This is a genomic window from Kitasatospora sp. NPDC056076, assembly GCF_042266305.1.
Lineage (GTDB): Bacteria > Actinomycetota > Actinomycetes > Streptomycetales > Streptomycetaceae > Kitasatospora.
On sequence record NZ_JBHJWG010000018.1, the window covers coordinates 67,873 to 87,654 of the forward strand.

General features: G+C 72.9%; 17 protein-coding genes. 1 reads left to right on the forward strand and 16 read right to left on the reverse strand.

The window, feature by feature from the left end; genetic code table 11:
- Nucleotides 1-97: 97 nt before the first annotated feature.
- The 16 genes from ACFC1T_RS17370 to nrdR form a co-directional block, all read right to left on the reverse strand.
- The gene (locus tag ACFC1T_RS17370) at nt 98-1,843 is read right to left on the reverse strand and encodes a DUF4153 domain-containing protein (protein WP_375889330.1); all 1,746 of its coding nucleotides are present in this window, start codon (nt 1,841-1,843) and stop codon (nt 98-100) included.
- A 232-nt stretch (nt 1,844-2,075) separates the two neighbouring features.
- Nucleotides 2,076-2,966, reverse strand: a complete 891-nt coding sequence (locus ACFC1T_RS17375; RefSeq protein ID WP_375889333.1) for a carbohydrate ABC transporter permease — start codon at nt 2,964-2,966, stop codon at nt 2,076-2,078.
- A 50-nt stretch (nt 2,967-3,016) separates the two neighbouring features.
- Nucleotides 3,017-4,039, reverse strand: a complete 1,023-nt coding sequence (locus tag ACFC1T_RS17380) for a carbohydrate ABC transporter permease (RefSeq protein WP_375889334.1) — start codon at nt 4,037-4,039, stop codon at nt 3,017-3,019.
- Between the two features lie 249 nt (nt 4,040-4,288).
- Complete coding sequence (locus ACFC1T_RS17385; protein ID WP_375889335.1) at nt 4,289-5,674, reverse strand: ABC transporter substrate-binding protein; 1,386 nt, start codon at nt 5,672-5,674, stop codon at nt 4,289-4,291.
- A gap of 294 nt (nt 5,675-5,968) precedes the next feature.
- Nucleotides 5,969-7,189 (reverse strand): cytochrome P450, encoded by a 1,221-nt coding sequence (locus tag ACFC1T_RS17390; RefSeq protein WP_375889336.1) that lies wholly within the window; start codon nt 7,187-7,189, stop codon nt 5,969-5,971.
- A 161-nt stretch (nt 7,190-7,350) separates the two neighbouring features.
- The gene (locus ACFC1T_RS17395; RefSeq protein ID WP_375889338.1) at nt 7,351-8,589 is read right to left on the reverse strand and encodes a cytochrome P450; all 1,239 of its coding nucleotides are present in this window, start codon (nt 8,587-8,589) and stop codon (nt 7,351-7,353) included.
- A complete protein-coding gene (locus ACFC1T_RS17400; protein ID WP_375889339.1) occupies nt 8,586-9,260 on the reverse strand; it encodes an ATP/GTP-binding protein in 675 nt (224 codons plus the stop codon). Before ACFC1T_RS17400 ends, ACFC1T_RS17395 begins: the two co-directional genes overlap by 4 nt.
- Nucleotides 9,241-9,609 carry a DUF742 domain-containing protein gene (locus tag ACFC1T_RS17405; RefSeq protein WP_375889341.1) on the reverse strand — a complete coding sequence of 123 codons (369 nt, stop codon included), beginning with the start codon at nt 9,607-9,609 and terminating at the stop codon, nt 9,241-9,243. The genes ACFC1T_RS17400 and ACFC1T_RS17405 overlap by 20 nt, the downstream gene beginning before the upstream one ends.
- The gene (locus ACFC1T_RS17410; RefSeq protein ID WP_375889342.1) at nt 9,606-10,052 is read right to left on the reverse strand and encodes a roadblock/LC7 domain-containing protein; all 447 of its coding nucleotides are present in this window, start codon (nt 10,050-10,052) and stop codon (nt 9,606-9,608) included. Before ACFC1T_RS17410 ends, ACFC1T_RS17405 begins: the two co-directional genes overlap by 4 nt.
- A complete protein-coding gene (locus ACFC1T_RS17415) occupies nt 10,052-11,872 on the reverse strand; it encodes a sensor histidine kinase (protein WP_375889343.1) in 1,821 nt (606 codons plus the stop codon). The genes ACFC1T_RS17410 and ACFC1T_RS17415 overlap by 1 nt, the downstream gene beginning before the upstream one ends.
- 262 nt (nt 11,873-12,134) lie before the next feature.
- The gene (locus tag ACFC1T_RS17420; RefSeq protein WP_375889344.1) at nt 12,135-12,698 is read right to left on the reverse strand and encodes a Clp protease N-terminal domain-containing protein; all 564 of its coding nucleotides are present in this window, start codon (nt 12,696-12,698) and stop codon (nt 12,135-12,137) included.
- A gap of 3 nt (nt 12,699-12,701) precedes the next feature.
- Nucleotides 12,702-12,938 (reverse strand): RNA polymerase subunit sigma-70, encoded by a 237-nt coding sequence (locus ACFC1T_RS17425; RefSeq protein WP_350513675.1) that lies wholly within the window; start codon nt 12,936-12,938, stop codon nt 12,702-12,704.
- 85 nt (nt 12,939-13,023) lie between these two features.
- On the reverse strand, nt 13,024-13,785 hold the full coding sequence (locus ACFC1T_RS17430) for an SDR family oxidoreductase (RefSeq protein WP_375889346.1): 762 nt from the start codon (nt 13,783-13,785) through the stop codon (nt 13,024-13,026).
- A gap of 50 nt (nt 13,786-13,835) precedes the next feature.
- On the reverse strand, nt 13,836-14,675 hold the full coding sequence (locus ACFC1T_RS17435) for a hypothetical protein (RefSeq protein WP_375889347.1): 840 nt from the start codon (nt 14,673-14,675) through the stop codon (nt 13,836-13,838).
- Between the two features lie 171 nt (nt 14,676-14,846).
- Nucleotides 14,847-17,744, reverse strand: a complete 2,898-nt coding sequence (locus ACFC1T_RS17440; protein ID WP_375889350.1) for a vitamin B12-dependent ribonucleotide reductase — start codon at nt 17,742-17,744, stop codon at nt 14,847-14,849.
- A gap of 238 nt (nt 17,745-17,982) precedes the next feature.
- The gene (gene nrdR / locus ACFC1T_RS17445) at nt 17,983-18,480 is read right to left on the reverse strand and encodes a transcriptional regulator NrdR (RefSeq protein WP_360237507.1); all 498 of its coding nucleotides are present in this window, start codon (nt 18,478-18,480) and stop codon (nt 17,983-17,985) included.
- Nucleotides 18,481-19,009: 529 nt separating this feature from the next.
- On the opposite strand from nrdR, the gene lexA reads away from it, so the two are divergent.
- Nucleotides 19,010-19,705, forward strand: coding sequence for a transcriptional repressor LexA (gene lexA / locus ACFC1T_RS17450; RefSeq protein ID WP_350507843.1), 696 nt, complete (start codon nt 19,010-19,012; stop codon nt 19,703-19,705).
- Nucleotides 19,706-19,782 lie beyond the last annotated feature (77 nt).

Genomic DNA, 19,782 nt, shown 5'->3' on the forward strand with positions numbered 1-19,782 from the left:
CGCAGGGCACGGAACCGCCGAGGGCCGGCCGGGAGCAGCACGCTCCCGGCCGGCCCTGCGGCATTCCCAGCCGCCCCCGGCCCGGCCCCGGCGGCCGCTACCAGCCCCGCTCGGGCGCCAGCCCGGCCCACTCGCAGGGCCCCCGCCCCGACCGCGGCCCCTCCACCAACGGCCGTTCGGCCAGCACCTGCCGCGCCCCGGTGACCGAGCCGCCGGCCGCGTACCAGGGCCGGGTGTCCCGGTCGAGGTCGCGTCGGATCAGTTGCAGCGCGCAGGACCGCTGCGGCTCGGGCAGCCGGTCCAGGGCGGGCACCGCGTCGGCCGAGAGGTCGCGGACGTTGCGCAGGTCGATCTGCTGCGACCGCTCGTACCGGGCCACGTTCTGCTCCGCGACGATCGCGTCCGGCCCCATCAGCCCGTAGGCGGCGACGGTGAGCATCCCGCTGAGGACGACGGCGCGCGGCAGCCAGCCCCCGCCCCGGCGGGTGAGCCCGGCGGCCAGCAGCAGCAGGAACACGGCGCCCAGCCAGATCTCGACCACCAGCACCCACAGCCGCAGCGTGGTCAGCCCGGAGGCGTCCACGTAGAACCACATCCGGCCGAGCGCCGAGGCGACCACGGCCAGCGCGAGCAGGCAGAGCAGTCCGAGCAGGATCCGGGCCAGCCGGCGGTCACTCGGGGTGGTGCGCGGCGCCCAGCGCTTGGCGACGGCCACCACGACCAGGGTCAGCACGGTGATCACGCTCAGCTGCCAGAAGCCCTGCCGGGCGTACGCGGAGCGGCTCATCCCGGTGTTGGCCAGCACGGCGTCCGCGCCGCCGAGCACCATGACCGCCTGGATCACCGCGAAGGCGCCGAACAGCAGGTCGAGCGCGACCAGCGGCAGCGCCCACTCCAGCCGCCGCCGTTCGCGGCCCGGGCGGACCTCCAGCCGGTCCCAGCGGCGCGGCCCGGCGGCGATGTGCGCGAAGCCGAGGGCGGTGAGCGTGCCGAGCCCGAACAGGGTGCCGCGCCCCGGCAGCTGGTGGACGTCGAAGCTGGGGACCAGGCCGGCCAGCAGGTCCGCCATGGCGGCGTCGGCGCCGGCGAACAGCAGGCCGAAGACGGTCAGCAGGACGGCGGCGACGGCGAGCGCCTTGAGCACCGGGACGAGCCGTCCGGCTCCCGGCAGCGGGCGGCCCTCCAGGCTGTCCCAGATCCAGCTCAGCCCCGGGATCAGCTGCCAGACCAGGGCGGGCAGGGCGAGCAGCACCCCCGGCCAGCGGCGCCCGCCGTGCAGGGCGAGCGAGGCCAGTCCCAGCGCACAGCCGGAGGCGAGCAGGGCGGGCCAGCCCGCGTCCCAGCGGGCCGGGACGGCGAGCAGGGCGAGGGCCAGCAGGCTCCAGGCGAGCGTCCAGGGCCGGATCCGGCGGCCGGCGGTTCGGGCGACCAGGCCGGCGACGCCGGCCGTGGCGGCGCCGCAGATCAGCAGGTTGGCGCCGATCCCGTCGTACAGCAGCCAGGCCGTCAGCAGTCCGGCGAGCACGGCGAGCAGGAGGACCCGGGGGGTGGCGGCCGCGTGCCGCTCGGGGTCGGTGGCGCGCAGCCGACCGGGCTGCGGGGGCACGGGGGCGTCCGGCGCGCGGTGCGGGGCGCCGGGCCGGTACATGTCGAACGGCAAGTCCGGGGCGGCTTGCGCGTCCGGCTCGGCCGACGGGCCGAACTCGGCCGACAGGCTGTGCTCGACCGACGGGCTGTGGCCGGCCGACAGGCTGCGGCCGGCCGACAGGCTGTGGCCGGCCGACGGGCCGTGCTCGGCTCCGGGCTGCGGATCGGTCGGGGCAGGCGTGGACGGGCCTGGCATGAGTCCCCCTCGGTGGTCGGCGGGCATGCGGAAGCCGTCCTCCGGGCGGTCCGCGGGGCGGGCGTACTCGACGCCTCCCGCAGCCGACTGTAGACGATTCTGAACAAGTTCAAAAGTTGGTTCTGAACGCGTTCAGAAGAGCCCGGAGGCCGCCACCCCGGCGCCCGCCACAGCCGGAGCCGAAGCCGGGTCCAAGCCGGACCCGAGCCGGACCCGAGCCGGGCCGTCCGCCCTACCCCTTGACCGAACCCGCCAGCAGTCCGCGGACGAAGTACCGCTGGAGGGCGAAGAAGACGATCAGCGGCACGATGATCGACAGGAACGCCCCCGCCGTGAGCAGCTCCCAACGCCCGCCCAGCGACCCGGACAGCTGTGCCAGCCGGACCGTCATCGGCGCCACCTCCGGTGTGCCGCCGGCGAAGGTGAGCGCGACCAGCAGGTCGTTCCAGACCCAGAGGAACTGGAAGATCGCGAACGAGGCCAGCGCCGGGGCGCACAGTGGCAGCACGATCGAACGGAAGATCTTGAAGTGCGAGGCGCCGTCCACCACCGCCGCCTCCATCAGGTCGCGCGGCAGCTGGGCGATGAAGTTGTGCAGCAGGAACACCGCCAGCGGCATCGCGAACATGGTGTGCGCCAGCCAGACCGGCGCGTAGCTGCCCTTGAGGTCCACCGCCGGTATCAGCGTCAGCGCCCCCAGGTGCGCACCGCCGGAGAACAGCCGCAGCAGCGGGATCAGCGCCATCTGGAGCGGCACCACCTGGAGCGCGAACACCGTGAAGAACACCGCGTCGCTCCCCCGGAACCGCACCCACGCCAGCGCGTACGCCGCCATCGCCGCGAGCACCAGCGGGAAGAAGGTGGCCGGGATGCTGATCGCCAGCGAGTTCACCAGGAAGGGCAGCAGGCCGGTGGAGCCGCCGGAGCCGCCCTCGAACAGCACCGTGTGGTAGTTGCCGAGGCCGAAGTCCGGGTGGAGCAGGGCGTTCCACCAGCCGTCCTTCGTCACGTCCTGCTTGGGGCGCAGCGAGGTCACCAGCAGGCCGAGGGTCGGGACCGTCCAGAGCACCGTCACGGCGATCACGAACAGCGAGGCCAGGGGGCTGCTGAAAGCCTTCCGCACGGGGCTCCCCCCGGCCGGACGGCGGCTGACGGCTTTCGCCTCAGGAATGCTCACCGCACCTCACGCTCCCTCCGCAGCTGGACGATGTTGTAGGCCACCAGCGGCAGCACCGCGAGGAACAGCAGGACCGCGAGGGCGCCGCCCCGCCCGTCGTCGAACTGCGCGAAGGACTGCGTGTACATCTCGTTGGCCAGCACCTGGGTGCCGAAGTTGCCGCCGGTCATGGTGCGGACGATGTCGAAGGCCTTCAAGGTGATGATCATGACCGTGGTCAGGACGACCATCACCGTGGTGCGGATCATCGGCACGGTGACGTGCCAGAACAGCCTCACCCCGGTCGCACCGTCGAGCCGGGCCGCCTCCACCACCTCGTCCGGGATCGCCTTGATCGCCGCCGAGAGCACCACCATCGCGAAGCCGGTCTGCACCCAGACCATCACCGCCATCAGCAGGAAGGTGTTCAGCGGCTGGCTGAGCAGCCAGTTCGGCGGGTCCGACCAGCCCACCGCGTGGGCGAGCTGGCTGAGCAGGCCGATCTGCGGCTGGTCCTTGCCGCGCGCCTCGTAGACGAACTTGAAGATGATCGAGGCGCCCACCAGTGAGATCGCCATCGGCATGAAGATCAGCGACTTGTAGACCGACTGGCCGCGCATCCGGTCCACCAGCAGGGCCAGCACCAGGCCCAGACCGGTCGCCACCAGCGGCGCGACCACCAGCCACAACAGGGTGTTGAGCAGCACCTTCCGCACCGATTCGGTGGTGAACGCCCAGCCGAAGTTCTCACCGCCGACGAAGGTGCTGCCGTCCGGGCCGTGCAGGCTCAGGTAGACCGTGCGGATCAGCGGCACCACCAGGCCGACCGCCAGCAGCAGCACCGCCGGGCCGAGGAGGACCAGGACGGCCAGCGGGCGGGCCAGCCGGCCCCGGGCGCGCCCGGCGACCAGGAAGACCACCAGCAGGACGCCGAGGAAGCCCGCGATCGCGCCGAAGCTGTTGCCGAACTTGATCGCCGCGTCGCCCCAGGCGCCGACGGCCAGGGAGCCGGCGGCCGGCGGGGAGCCGGTTACGGGCATGGCTGCACGTCCCTTCGGTTCGTCCAGCGGGAAGGGGAAGCGGGTCGGGAAGCAGGGTCGGGGAGCAGGTCAGGGGAGCAGGTGAGAGAGGAGGGGCGGGCGGTGCGGGTGGGTGGCCCCGCACCGCCCTCGGCGGGTGGTCCCGGACGCCGGCCGGGCGGGCTGCTCCGGCGGCCGCTCGGTCGGCTGCCCTGCCAGCTGCTCAGTCAGCTGTTCCGTCAGCTGCTCGGTCGGCGGCCGCGCGGGCGGCTACTTCGGCCAGGCGGCGTCGATGTCGGCGGCGACCTTCTGGATCGACTGCCCCTCGGCGAACCAGGCGGTCAGCGACGTCCACTCCTGCCCGGAGCCGATGGCCGCCGGCATCATGTCGGAGGCGTCGAAGCGGAAGGTGGCGCTCGGGTCGGTCAGCGCCTCCGCGGAGAGCTTGTCGATCGGGTCGGTGTAGAGGCTCTTGTCCACGCCCTGGTTGGCCGAGACCCAGCCGGTCGCGGTCCTCACCCGGCTGCTCGCCCAGTCCGCACTGGACAGGTAGTTCTGCACCGCCTGCGCCTCGGGCTTGCTGGAGAAGGCGGCCAGGAACTCGCCGCCGCCCTCGACCGGGTTGGCGATCGACGGGTTGACGGCGGGCAGGTGGAAGGCGAAGACGTCGCCGTCCGGGGCGACCTTGGTGCCCTTGGGCCACTGCGCCTCGTAGAAGGAGGCCTGCTGGAGCATCGCGCACTTGCCGGTGAGGATCGGCGCGCCCGCGTCCTGGAACGTGGTGGTGGCGATCGACTTGACGCCGCCGTAGCCGCCGTTGACCCAGGCCGGGTTCTGCATCCAGTCGGCGACCGTCCGCATCGCCGTGGCGATCTTCTCGTCGGAGAACTTCACCTGGTGGCCGACCCACTGGTCGTACACCTCACCGCCGTACGTGCCCAGCACCACCTCCTCCAGCCAGTCGGTGGCCGGCCAGCCGGTGGCCGTGCCGGAGGCGATGCCCCCGCACCAGGGCTTGGGACCGCCCGCCTTGGCGATCCGGTCGCTGAGCGCCATGAGGTCCGCCCAGGTCTTCGGCACCTCGTAGCCGGCCGCCTTGAAGGTCTTCGGCGAGTACCAGACCAGGGACTTCATGTTGGCGCTCATCGGCGCCGCGTAGAAGGTGCCGTCGACCGAGCCGTAGGTCTTCCAGACCGGGCTCCACTTGCCCTGGTTGGCGACGGTCTCAGCGGGCGGCTTGACCACCTTGCCGCTCTTCACCATCTGCGCCAGCAGGCCCGGCTGGGGGATGATCGCGAAGTCCGGGGCGTTGCCGCCGGCCACCCGGACCGGCAGCTGGGACTCGAAGTCGTTGGACCCCTCGTAGCTGATCTTGATCCCGGTGCACGAGCTGAACTCGGCCCAGGACTTCTCCAGGTTGTCCGACTCCGGGCTGAGGATCGAGGCGAACATCGTCACCGTGGTGCCCGAATGCCCGGCGTACGGCTGGTACTTGGCGCAGTCACCGGTCAGCGTCCGGGCCGCCCCGTCGCCGCCGCCCGAACCGCCGGAGCTGTTCGAGCAGGCCGCGGTCAGGGCCAGCGCCGCCAGCAGGGCGGATACGGCCAGCGGTCGACGGCGCGAACTCGCGGACGGCGCGGTCGGGTTGAAGGTCAATGCGGTCCTCCTCGCCAGGGCATGCTGCCTCGGGTGGGCTGAACGACATTGCGCTGTACCGGAGATGGGCGTGCAGGGATCGCTGGGCGAGCGGGCGGCCGAACCGATTCGACGACGTTAACGCAGCCTTCCGCCGCCGCCAAGGTCCATGGTCGACCTTCCCCACACCGGTGCCCCGATCATCACGTCCGAAACCGGCGAACGCCCGCGGCCCCGCCCGGAATCCGCACGGGGCCGCTCATCTGATGTACTGTCAACACGCTTCGGCCAGGCCGGTCGGGACGGTCGGGCCGGTCACCAGAGCCGGACGGGCAGCTCCCGCAGGCTGTTCACCACCAGCGACGGGCTCGGCCGCAGCTCGCCGTCCGGCACCGCCGGCGCCAGCCCGGGGAAGCGCTCGAAGAGCGCCGGCAGCGCGACCGCCGCCTCCAGCCGGGCCAGCGGCGAGCCGGGGCAGACGTGCGGACCGTGGCCGAAGGACAGGTGCCGGGTCGGGTCCCGGGTGATGTCGAACAGCTCCGCCGTCACCCCGTGCTGCAACGGGTCCCGGCCGATCGCGTTGTACGAGACCAGCACCGGGTCGCCCGCCGGGATCACCAGCTCGCCGACCTCGATCGGCTCGGCGGCGAAGCGGAACAGGAAGTTGCTGGTCGGCGGGGTCCAGCGGAGCGACTCCTCGACCACCGCGTCCCAGGAGACCTCGCCCGCGCGCACCAGCGCCAGCTGGTCCGGGTGCGCCAGCAGCGCCCGCACCGCGTTGCCGATCAGGTTGACGGTGGTCTCGTGGCCGGCCGCGATGATCACTCGCAGGGTGGCCGCCGCCTCCGCGTCGGTGAGCGCCCCGCCCTCGGTGTCCGCCGCCAGCAGCACGCTCGCCAGGTCCTCGCCCGGCGCCGAACGGCGCTGCGCCACCAGGCCGTTGACGAAGGCGTTCAGCCCGGCGACGGTCGCCTGGATGCCCTCCGGGTCGGGCTTGACCCCGAAGAACCGCTCGTACAGGTCGCGCAGCAGGCCGTGGTCCGACTCCGGGACGCCCAGCAGCGAGCAGATCACCGTCATCGGCAGCGGGAAGGCGAAGGCCGACTTGAGGTCGACCAGCGGCTCCCCGGCCGCCAGGGCGTCCAGCAGCGCGTGGGTGATCTCCTCCACCCGCGGGCGCATCAGCTCGACCCGGCGCGGGGTGAAGGCCTGGGCGACCAGCGCCCGCAGCCGGCGGTGCTCGGCACCGTCCGTGGTCACCATGCTCGGGCCCGGCACCGCCAGGCCGATCAGCGGCCAGGTCTTCGGCACCTCACCGCGCTGGTAGGCCGCCCAGTGCCGGGCGTCCTTGACCAACCGGGCGTCGGTCAGCAGGTCGCGCGCGGCCGCGTGCCGGGTCACCGCCCAGGCGGCGACCCCGCCGGGCAGCACGACCGGCACCGCCGGACCGGCGGCCCGCAGCAGGGCACCCTCGGCGGCGTTGTCGCGGGCCAACGGGTCGAGGGCGATCGGGGCCGGGGCCGGGGCAGCGGTCATCGGCGGCAACTCTCCTTGACGTAAAGGTTCTTCGAACGGTTGTGCACGTCCTGTGGATCCTGACCCGCCCGACCAAGATCCGCAAGGCCTCGCCGGGACCCGTCCTCGAACGCCCCGCGGGCGGGAGTCGGAAGACGGGCCCTCGGCATGTCGGACGGAACCTAGTACCCCGGGCTGAACGAGACCGGCAGCGCGACCAGTCCGCGCACCCAGGCCGAGGGCCGCCACACCAGGGCGTGCTCGGCCACCGCCAGCCGCAGGTCCGGCAGCCGGTCCAGCAGCACCTCGATCGCGGTGGTGGCGATCACCTCGGCCGCCTCCTGGGCCGGGAACGGGCAGCCGTGCTCGCCGTACGAGTAGCTCATGTGCGCCCGGTTCCCCTCGGCCGGACGGCCGTCGGGCCGGCGCACCGACGGATCCGCGTTGGCCCCGGCGAAACCCAGCAGCAGCATGTCGCCCTCGGCGATCCGCTGGCCGCCGAGCTGGGTGTCCCGCACCGCCCAGCGGCCGGCGAAGATCTGGGTCGGGGTGTCCTCCCAGAGCGCCTCGTTGAGGGCCTGGCTGATGCTGCGCCGGCCACCGGCCAGCGAGGCCGCGAAACGCTCGTCGGTGAGCATCAGCCGCAAGGTGTTGGAGATCCAGTACGAACTGGGCTGGTGACCGGCGATCAGCAGCACCCGCAGGTCGCGCATCACCTCGTCGTGGGTCAGCCCCGCCGGGTGCTCCAGCATCCGCGAGGCCACGTCGGCCCCCGGGTGCTCGGACTTCTCCTCCACCAGCGCGAGCATCAGCTCCAGCAGCCGCTGGGCGCCGGCCGGGGCGTCCGCACCGCCGTCCAGCATGGCCAGCAGCGCCGCGATCAGCTGCGGCGCCTGCTCCTCGTCCAGGCCGAGGACCCGGCACAGCACCAGCAGCGGCATCCGGTGCGCGTACTCGGCGACCAGGTCGGCCTCGCCGCGCCCGGCGAACTCGTCGATCAGCCCGTCGGCGATCTCCTCGGCGTGCTTGCGCAGCTCGTACGGGTCGATCCCGGCCAGCGCGTCGGTGACCGCCCGGGAGCGCCGGACGTGCTCCTCGCCCTCCGCGTACAGGATCGACGGCACCGGGGCCATCATCGGCTTCAACGGCCAGTCCGCGGGCAGCGTCCGCCACGCGTGCCAGCGGCTGGAGTCCCGGCCGAACAACTGCGGCTGGCCGGTGACCTGCTGGAGCTCCCGGTAGCCGATGACCAGCCACGCGGGCACGCCGCCGGCCAGCTCGACCGGGGCGACCGGGCCGTGCGCGGCGCGCAGCTCGCGGTAGAGCTGGGCCGGGTCGGTCTGGAAGCGCGGCCCGTACAGCGGCGTGGCGCCGGCGTGCGCCGGGCAGCCCGGGGGCGGGGTGACGGCGGGCTCGGTCACGGGGTGCTCTCCTCGTAGATCGCGTCGGGTGCTCCGGGTCCGGCCAGCGCGGCCGCGTCCGCCCCGGCGAGGGCGGCCAGGTGGTGGACCAGCTCGATCAGCACCTGCTTGCCGGACTCCCGGTCACGGGCGTCGCAGTCCACCAGCGGAACCTCCGGCGGCAGGTCCAGCGCCTCCCGGACCTGCTCCAGGGTGTGGCCGGGCTCGCCGAAGTTGTTGCGGGCCACGACGAACGGCGTGCCGTGGTGCTCCAGCCGGTCGATCGCGTACCAGGAGTCCTCCAGCCGCCGGGTGTCCACCAGCACGACCGCCCCCAGCGCACCGCTGAACAGCCGGTCCCAGAGGAACCAGAAGCGCTCCTGCCCGGGCGCGCCGAACAGGTACAGCACCTGGCGCTCCGACAGGGTGATCCGGCCGAAGTCGAAGGCGACGGTGGTGGAGCGCTTGCCCCAGCTGCCCGCCGGGTCGATGCCCTCCCCCGCCCGGGTCATCACCTCCTCGGTGTTCAGCGGGCGGATCTCGCTGACCGAGCCGACCAACGTGGTCTTGCCCACCCCGAACCCGCCGACCACGACGATCTTCAACGCGTTGTCGGCGGTCGCCCGCAGCGGAGTGCGCCCCACGGGCCGGACATCCTGGAGGTCCTGGAGGTCAGAGCCGTTGGAGGCCATGCAGCACCTGCTTCAACGTGTCGAGATCGGGCAGCCGGGCCTTGTTCGGCGCGAACCTGGGGTGCCGGGCGGTGACCGCCCCGGCCTCCAGCAGGTCGCCGAGCAGGATCTTCACCACCGAGACCGGCAGCTGCAGCTCCGCCGCCACCTCCACCACGGCGGTCGGGGCCTCGCACATCCGCAGGATCCGGACGTGCTCCGACTGCATCCCCGGCGCCGGCTGCCGCTCCGCGACGATCAGGGTGACCAGGTCGAAGGCGACCGAAGGGGCGCGGCTGCGGCCCCCGGTGATGGTGTAGAGGCGGTCCGGGTCGTCGTCCCGACCCGGCAGCACGGGCCCGGCGTTCATATCCCGGCGCTCTCGCCCGCGGCGTCCGCGCCGGGTTCCGCGTCCGCCTCCCGGGCGGGCGCGCTGAGGTGGACGCCGATCTGCTCGATCAGGCCGTGCATGTTGTGGCCGACCACGCCCACGTCCGCCTCGTCGTCCGTGACCACCGCGAGGTGCGCGCCCTCACCGGCCGCCACGATGCACAGGATGCCGCCGTGGAACTCGGTCATCGACTGCCGCACGCCGCCGCTGCCGTCCCCGAACTCGATCGAGGCGCCGTGCGCCAGGCTCTGCAGTCCGGAGGCGATCGCCGACAGCTGGTCGGCCTGGTCGGCGCTCAGCCCGGCGGTGTGGCAGAGCTTGAGGCCGTCGGCGGACAGCACCAGGGCGTGCCGGCTGCCGGGGGTGGCCGCCAGCAGGTTTTCCAACAGCCAGTCGAGGTCGCGGTCGGTGGCGCTGCTCATCAGGAGTCCTTCTCGGTGACGGGGGAAGCGTCGGGCGTGGTCTCGGTGTCGGTGTCCGCGGTCGGCGCCGCCCCAGGGGCGGGCAGCGCCGGCTGGGCGGCCCGGCGGAAGGCCCCGAACCGGGCGGCGGCGCGCACCGCGTCGGTCCGTACGGGCTTCGCGGCCGGGGCCGCCGCCGGGGTGGTGGTGGCCATCGTCTGGCCGCGGCGGCGCTGCGGCAGGCCGCTGTCGGTCATCCGGGTCGGCCCGGACGGGGTCTGGGCGGGGGCGGCAGCCGCCGGGACGGCGTGTGCTGCGACGGCGTGGGCCGGGACAGCAGGTGCCGGGACGACAGGTACCGGGACGGCCACGGCGGGCGGGGTCGAGGCAGTCGGGTTCGAGGCGGTCGGGGCCGAGGCGAGCGGCAGCGAGGCGGGCGCCGGGCGGGCGGGGGTGAGCGCCGGGCGCACGGACTCCACGACCGGCGCGGACGCCGTCACGGGCGCGGCCACCGGGGCGGGCGCCGGAACCAGGTGGGTGACCACCTGCTGCGGGATCAGCATCACCACCCCGGTACCGCCGCGGGCCGACGGCCGGAAGGAGATCTGCAGCCCGTGCTTGCGCGCCAGCACGCCGACCACCGCGAGGCCCAGCCGGGTACCGGCGGACAGCGTGGCGAGGTCCAGCGGCTCGGCGGAGACCGCCCGTTCGGCCCGGCGCAGCCAACTGTCGCTCAGGCCCAGCCCGCTGTCCTCGACGGTCACCGCCAGACCGGCCGGCACCTCCTCGACGTAGACGTGCACCTCGGCCGGCGGAGCGGAGAAGTTGGTGGCGTTGTCCAGCAGTTCGGCCAGCGCGTGCATCACGCCTTCGGCCGCGAAGCCGGCCACCGCGGCGGTGCTGGCGTTGTGCAGCCGCACCCGCTGGTAGGCACCGATCCGGCCGAGCGCACCGCGCAGTACCGACTCCACCGCGATCGGCTTGGCCCAGCGGCGGCCGGAGCGGGCGCCGGTGAGCACCGCGATGCTGTCCGCCATCCGGCCCGCCTGGGCGGTCGAGTGGTCCAGCCGCAGCAGGTCGCCGAGGACCTCCTCGTCGTGCCGGTGCTGCATCTCGCGCAGTTCGGCGTGCATGCTCGTGGCCAGCGCCTGGACCCGGCCGGCGGCGGTCGCGCAGACCGCGAGCGCGGCGGCCCGCAGCCGCTCGCCGCGGCCGACCTCCTCGCCGACCGCGCGCAGCAGCGCGTACTGGGGGTGCTTACGGTGGGCGGCCAGCGCACTGTCCACGGACGCGCCCCCGCGCAGCTTCTCCACCACCTCGGGCAGGACGCCCTCGGGGATCCGCTCCAGTTCGGCCCGCTCGTCGGCGGCCCGCTCCCGCTCCGCCCCGGCCGCGGCGCGCTCGGCCTCCAGCCGGGCCCCCAGCCGGGCCAGTTCGGCGTGCGCGGCGGTGAGGTCCGCCTCGACCCGGGCGTGCTCGGCGCGGGCGGCGTCCCGTTCGGCGAACGCGGCGGCGGCCCGGTCCTGGGCGGCCGTCTCGGCCTGCCGGGCGGTGCCGGCGGCGACCAGCGCGGCCCGGGTCTCCCCGTGCTGGACGGCCAGGTCGTCGGTCAGCCGGCGGGCGCGCTCGGCGCCGCTCGCGGCCAGGCCGACCACGATCAGCCAGAGCACCGCCACGGCGGCCACCGCGAGCGCGGTGAGCGGTTGGTGCGCGCCCAGGGCCCGGCTGACGCCGACCGGCGCGGCGACCAGCGCCAGCAGCACGGCGGCCGCGGTCAGGGCGACGGTGCGCGGCGCGGAGCGGCGGCGCGGCCGACCGTCGGGGCTGGTGGCTTCTCTCATCGGGGCGGTCCTCGGCAACGTCGGCGGGCGGCGGCGCGGGCGGCGGGTCGGCGACGGTTGCGGCCGCCGACAGCTGGTCGGGCACATACCAGACCGCCCGGTGGCGTCGCGAAACGCCTCCGGGCGGCTGATCGGTTCACGCTTTCGGCCGATCATATCGATTCAGACATTGGCCTCAACCCGCTAGTTGACGGTCAATCTCCTTCATTCACGCCGAGTACACCGCACGGCGACACCTTCCACCCCTTCCCGGCACCGCCGCTCAGGCCAGTTCCGCCTCCACCGCCTGCCGCACGGCGGCCGTGTCCAGCCCGTGGTCGGCGACCACCAGCACCCCGAGCCCCTCCCCCTCGCGGAGCACCCCGAGCAGCAGGTGGCCCACCCCGATCTCCTTCGACCCCAGGCGCAGCGACTCCCGCAGGGAGAGCTCCAGCGCCTTCTTCGCCGGGGTCGAGAACCGGATGTGCCCGGCCGTCGAGCCACCGGAGCGGAACCGGCCCCAGCGCTTGCGCCCCTCCTCCGGCGGGGCGTCCAGCGCCCCCTCCCCGAAGGCCGCCTCGACCGCCTCCCGCACCGCGTCCAGGTCGACCCCGATCGTGGCCAGGACCTGCCGGTCCCCCTTCCCCCGCAGGCGCCGCACCGCCCGCCGCGCGGCCTCCTGGTCCAGGCCGGCCCCGATCAGGACGGACGCCGCCGGATCCTGCGACTGCTCCAGGACCCCCAGCAGGAGGTGCTCCGTCCCGACCCGGTCGTCCCGCAGCTGCCTCGCCTCCTCCTGGGCGACGACCACGACCCTCCGGGCCTCCTGGGTGAACCGTTCGAACATCGCTCAGCCTCCGTCCTCGCCCTTGCCGGGCCCCCGTCGTGCGTGCTTCTTGTGGACCGCCTGCCTGGTCACCCCGAGGCAGACCGCGATGTCCTGCCAGGACCAGCCCTGCGACCGGGCGTTGCCCACCTGGAGGGCCTCCAGACGGTCCGCCAGATCACGCAGGGCGCGGACCGCCCGGAGCCCCACGGCGGGGTCACGACTGCTCGCGGCGGCCGCGAGCTCTCCGCTCTCGCTCATGACGTCAACTCTGGTTGACACCCTCGGGAATGTCAACCCTGGTTGACAACTGCGCGGCGGGCCGGCCGAGCGGCGGGCCGGCGGCTCAGCCGAACCGCCGCGCCAACGCCTCCTCGAAGGTCCCCCGCCCCACCGCCCGCTCCGGCGTCGTCAGCCCACCCGCCCGCAGGGCCCGCCCCACCGCCCCCGGCACCCGCAGCGGCAGCACCGGCCGCCGCCGACCCGCCGCCCGCAGGTACGCCTCCGCCAGCTCCCGGTACGACCGCACCCGCGGCCCGCCCACCTCCGGCGCGAACCCGGCCGGCTCCCGCCCCACCAGCTCCACCAGCCGCTCCGCCACCTCCCGGACGTCCACCGGCTGCACCTCGGCACCGCTCACCACCGGGAACACCGGCAGCCGCGCGCTCAGGTCGAAGGCCTTGAACAGCAGGTCGTGGAACTGCGTCGCCCGCAGCACCGTCCACCCCAGCCCCGACTCCCGCACCACCCGCTCGCAGTCGAGTTTCGCCCGGTAGTACCCGAGCGGCACCCGGTCGATCCCCACGATCGACACGTACACCAGGTGCCGCACCCCGGCCCGCCGGGCCTCCGCCACCAGCCGCCCGACCCCCGCCACGTCCTTCCGCCCCTGAGTGGTCGCGCAGTCCAGCACCGTCTCCACCCCGGCCACGGCCGCCGCGATCCCGGCCCCGCCCACCAGGTCCCCGACCACCCACTCGACCCCGTCACCCGCCGCCCGCGCCCGACGGCTCAACCCCCGCACCGCCACCCCGCGCGCCACCAGCAGCCGCACCACCTCCCGCCCCAACGTCCCCGTCGCCCCGGTCACCAGCACCGTCCCCGTCACCGCACCACTCCTCTCACCGAACGCCGAGCACCCGCGCACCCGTACACCCCCTACGACCGACCACCACCCCCATCCGTGACATCGGCGCCCCGGGCGGCGACCCGAGGCGTCCGAGCCCGCCTGTCCGCTGTTCGGATCCGATGGCAGTTCGCGCACACGACTTCGCACTTGGCGATCTCCGCGGCGACCTCGGACCACGGCCGTCGCTCAACGATCAGCTGGGCGACGTTCGCGGCCTTCACGCCGCGCACGTGATCCCAGTCGAGCCCCCGTGCCCACTCGCTCCAGCCGCAGTCCGCGCAGCCCCGCGCCAGTTTGAGCCGGTCGTTCCGCGCCTGGAACTCGACGACCCGCGCCCAGGACGGCGGCAGAGGGCCGCCCGCCCGCGGCCGTTGCCGCATCGTCCGCGCCCGGTGACAGCGGGCGCACCGGACCTCGCACTTGGCCAACTCGGACAGCAATCGCTCCTTGGCGATGCACAGTTGCACCAGCCTGGATATCGTTCCCGCCTTCTGCTCCGGGTCGATGTGGTCCGGATCGAGCGCGCGCACATCCGCATAGCCGCAGTCGACGCACCCGCCGGCCTTCCACTCGGTCACCACCGCCTGCAGCCTGGCCCTCGACCGCCCGAGGTCGTGCCCCGCTCCGAGCCGCTCCCGGCGGCCGCGCTGCCGCTCCAGCGCGGCCGCGCGCACCTCCGGCCGCTTCCACTTCTCGCGTCTGGCCCGGTTCACGGCCTCCCGGGCCCGCGGTGCCGCCGCCCTCTCCCGGACGGCACGCCGGCATTCGCCCTGCAGGCCGCTCGGCTTGCTCACGTTCTTCGGGAACTCGGCGGCCGGGTGGTGCGCACGGCACGCCGGACACCAGATCGGGGTCTCCGGGGTGATCATCGCCGCCGGTGGCCGCCGCGGCGACCGCCTCCTGCCCCCGGTCGTCTCTCCTGTCGTCATACGCGCAGCCAAGCAACGCCCACCGACAAAAAAGGCGGGGCGAGGACGTTGAAGTCCTCGCCCCGCCTCAGGTTTTCACCTCATCGGGTGAAACCGGGGTCAGCGCTGCGGTCAGCTGCAGCCGCTGGTGGAGCCGCAGCCCTCGCAGAGGTAGCAGCTGCCGGCGCGGCGCATCTTGGTGCCGCAGGAGAAGCAGAGCGGCGCGTCGGCGTTGAGGCCGAGCTGGATCTCCATCAGCTCCGTGGAGTTGTGGGCCTGCTTCGGGGCCGCCTTGGGCGCCTCGACGGCCGGGGCGGGGGCCGGGGCCGGCTTGGCCGCGGCGACCGGGGCGGACTGGGCGAGGGACTCGGTGTCGAGCTCCTCGGCCTCCAGCGGCTCGTAGGAGCCGGTCTCCAGGTGGCGGGTGCGCTCCTCGACGGAGTGGATCCCCAGCGCCGAGCGGGTCTCGAACGGCAGGAAGTCCAGCGCCAGGCGGCGGAAGATGTAGTCGACGATCGACTGGGCCATCCGCACGTCCGGGTCGTCGGTCAGGCCGGCCGGCTCGAAGCGCATGTTGGTGAACTTCGAGACGTAGGTCTCCAGCGGCACGCCGTACTGGAGGCCGACCGAGACGGCGATGGAGAAGGCGTCCATCATGCCCGCGAGGGTCGAACCCTGCTTGGACATCTTCAGGAAGACCTCGCCGAGGCCGTCGTCCGGGTAGGAGTTGGCGGTCATGTAGCCCTCGGCGCCACCGACCGTGAAGGAGGTGGTGATGCCCGGGCGGCCCTTGGGCAGGCGCTTGCGGACGGGGCGGTACTCGACGACCTTCTCGACCACGGCGGCGGGGGCGGGGGCCTCCTCCGCCTTGGCCTCGGTCTCGGAGTCCTTCTTCTTGGCCGAGAGCGGCTGGCCGACCTTCGAGTTTTCGCGGTAGATGGCGAGCGCCTTGACGCCCATCTTCCACGCCTCGAAGTAGATCTCCTCGACGTCCTCGACGGTCGCCGTGGCGGGCATGTTCACGGTCTTGGAGATGGCGCCGGAGATCCACGGCTGGATCGCCGACATCATCCGCACGTGGCCCATCGGGGAGATGGAGCGCTCGCCCATCGCGCAGTCGAACACCTCGTAGTGCTCGGTCTTGAGGCCCGGCGCGTCCACCACGTTGCCGTGCTCGGCGATGTGGGCGACGACCGCCTCGATCTGCTCGTCCTGGTAGCCGAGGCGCTTGAGGGCGCGCGGGACGGTGCCGTTGACGATCTGCATCGAGCCGCCGCCGACGAGCTTCTTGAACTTGACCAGGGCGAGGTCGGGCTCGACGCCGGTGGTGTCGCAGTCCATCATCAGGCCGATGGTGCCGGTCGGGGCGAGGACCGAGGCCTGGGCGTTGCGGAAGCCGTTCTGCGCGCCGATGCGCAGCACGTCCTGCCAGGACTTGTTGGCCCGGAGCCAGACCGGGGCGTCCAGGTCGTCGAAGGACACGGCGTCCAGGGAGGCGTCGGCGTGCTGCTTCATGACCCGCTGGTGGGCGGTGGCGTTGCGGGCGTAGCCGTCGTACGGGCCGACGACGCCGGCGAGTTCGGCGCCGCGGCGGTAGGCGGTGCCGGTCATCAGCGAGGTGATGGCGCCGGCCAGGGCGCGGCCGCCGTCGCTGTCGTAGGCGTGGCCGGTGGCCATCAGCAGGGCGCCGAGGTTGGCGTAGCCGATGCCGAGCTGGCGGTAGGCGCGGGTGGTCTCGCCGATCTTCTCGGTGGGGAAGTCGGCGAAGCAGATGGAGATGTCCATCGCGGTGATGACCAGCTCGACGACCTTGGCGAACCGCTCCGCGTCGAACGAGTCGTCGTCGCGCAGGAACTTCATCAGGTTCAGCGAGGCCAGGTTGCAGCTGGAGTTGTCCAGGTGCATGTACTCCGAGCACGGGTTGGAGGCGTTGATGCGTCCGGACTCGGGGCAGGTGTGCCACTGGTTGATGGTGGAGTCGTACTGGATGCCGGGGTCGGCGCAGGCCCAGGCGGCCTCGGCCATCTTGCGGAACAGCTTCTTGGCGTCGACGGTCTCGATGACCTCGCCGGTCATCCGGGCGCGCAGGCCGAATTCGGTGCCGTTCTCGACGGCGGTCATGAATTCGTCGTTGACGCGGACCGAGTTGTTGGCGTTCTGGTACTGGACGGACGTGATGTCGTCGCCGCCGAGGTCCATGTCGAAGCCCGCGTCGCGCAGGGCGCGGATCTTCTCCTCCTCCTTCACCTTGGTCTCGATGAAGGCCTCGACGTCCGGGTGGTCGACGTCCAGCACGACCATCTTGGCCGCGCGCCGGGTGGCGCCGCCGGACTTGATGGTGCCGGCGGAGGCGTCGGCGCCGCGCATGAAGGAGACCGGGCCGGAGGCGTTGCCGCCGGAGGAGAGCAGCTCCTTGGAGGAGCGGATCCGGGAGAGGTTGAGGCCGGCGCCGGAGCCGCCCTTGAAGATCATGCCCTCTTCCTTGTACCAGTCGAGGATCGACTCCATGGAGTCGTCGACGGACAGGATGAAGCAGGCGCTGACCTGCTGGGGCTGCTTGGTGCCGACGTTGAACCAGACCGGCGAGTTGAAGCTGAACACCTGGTGGAGGAGGGCGTGGGTCAGCTCGTGCTCGAAGGTCTCGGCGTCGTCCTTGGTGGCGAAGTAGCCGTGCTTCTCGCCGGCCGCGCGGTAGGTGAGCACCACGCGGTCGATGATCTGCTTGAGGCTCCACTCGCGCTGGGGGGTGCCGACGGCGCCGCGGAAGTACTTGGACGTGACGATGTTGACGGCGTTGACCGACCAGAAGTCGGGGAACTCGACGCCGCGCTGCTCGAAGTTGATAGAGCCGTCACGCCAGTTGGTCATGACGACGTCGCGCCGCTCCCAGCTGACCTCGTCGTACGGGTGCACGCCAGGGGTGGTGTGGATGCGCTCGATCCGGAGACCGCCCTTCGGGGCCTTGGCACCCTTGGTCACGGCCTTCTCGGACTTCGACCCGCGTGCGGAACCGCTCGTGGTGTCTGTCACTTCTCGCTCCTCCTCCTGGGCAAACGCCCGAAGTGCCCCGAAAAATCCGGGCACCGCTGGTTCGTTCTTCCGGTGTGCGGGCAGACGGGACCCCGTCCGCTCACGCACGGTTTGTAGTGTTCTGTGCCCCGTTTTCGGGCACGCGTGGGCCCACGCGGGGCCGGTGTGGTGCTACCGGCCCACGGGGGCCGCATGGTGGTGGCTCCTGGGCGGGCCCGCGTGGGGCCCGGCGCGCCTCCTAGGGCGCGGCGGCGGGAACGGGCACGCAGGTGCCGTCCGCCTCGGGGGCGGGCCGCTCGGCGCGGATCTCCGCGATGGCGGCCTCGAAGTCCTCGAGTCCGTCGTACGCCTGGTACACGCTGGCGAAGCGCAGGTAGGCGACCACGTCGAGGTCCCGCAGCGGGCCGAGTATGGCCAGCCCGACGTCGTGGGTGGTCAGCTCGGCGCTGCCGCTGGCCCGCACGCACTCCTCGACCCGCTGGCCGAGCTGGGCGAGGGCGTCCTCGGTGACCGGGCGGCCCTGGCAGGCCTTGCGGACTCCGGTGATGACCTTCTGCCGGGAGAACGGCTCGGTGACGCCACTGCGCTTGATGACCATCAGCGCGGCCGTCTCCACGGTGGTGAAACGGCGACCGCAGTCCGGGCACTGTCGACGACGGCGAATGCAGCTGCCGTCCTCGGTGGTCCGACTGTCGACGACGCGGCTGTCGGAGTGCCGGCAGAAGGGGCAGTGCACCTGGGGATCCCTCCCTGGCAGGACGTGCGGACCGGTTGAGTCTATGCGATGCGCCCCCGCCTTCGGCAAGCTGATCATGCGGCGCGACCACTAGTACTGGGCACGGAGAGGACTCTAGCCACTACATCTAGGTCTCGGGGGGAGGTGACACCCCTGGCGTGTCGGCGCCGATTAGACTTCCGGAGTCGACATCCGGTCGAACATTTACTCGATGTACAACAAAGCCTTGATCGAGTCAGTCAACTCCCGAATAATTCACTCGAACGTGTGTTTGGCGCAACCTTTCGATAGGAGGCGCGTTGGGTTGGAAAAGGGGAGAGGACAGCCGTCGAGAGGGGCCGCCGTGAACACCGTCGAAACCAACACCATCCCGGTGCAGGAACACTCCCAGTTCAAGGTGGGGCAGCGCACCACGAATCAGCAGAGCGTGGACATCAGCATGGACCGCAGCGAAGACCACCGCCTCTCCGGCCCGGCCGTTTCCACCACGGGCCGCGTCCCCGACCAGCCGATCGAGCACTCCCCCACCATGGACGACACCCATCCCTCCCCGGCCCGCTCGATGCCCGGCCGCCCCCCCGGCATCCGCACCGACGAGGCCGGGCTCACCGAGCGCCAGCGCCGGGTGATCGAGGTCATCCGCGACTCCGTCCAGCGCCGCGGCTACCCGCCGTCCATGCGCGAGATCGGCCAGGCCGTCGGCCTGTCCAGCACCTCCTCGGTCGCCCACCAGCTGATGGCCCTGGAGCGCAAGGGCTTCCTGCGCCGCGACCCGCACCGCCCGCGCGCCTACGAGGTCCGCGGCGTCGAGGTGGCCCGCCCCAACACCGCCGAGACGGCCGGGCGGCCCTCCACCTCCTACGTGCCGCTGGTCGGCCGGATCGCGGCCGGTGGTCCGATCCTGGCCGAGCAGACGGTCGAGGACGTCTTCCCGCTGCCCCGCCAGCTGGTCGGCGAGGGCGAGCTGTTCGCCCTCACCGTGCGCGGCGACTCGATGATCGAGGCGGCCATCTGCGACGGCGACTGGGTCACGGTGCGCCGCCAGCCGGTCGCCGAGAACGGCGACATCGTGGCCGCCATGATCGACGGCGAGGCCACCGTCAAGCGGCTCAAGCGCGAGGACGGCCGGATCTGGCTGATGCCGCACAACCCGGCCTACGAGCCGATCAACGGCGACAACGCCACCATCCTGGGCAAGGTGGTCGCGGTCCTGCGCCGCCTCTGACGGCGGCACCCGGCCGCCACCGCGAGCGGCCGGCACGACGACGGGAAGGGGCTCCACCGCGTCAGCGGGGAGCCCCT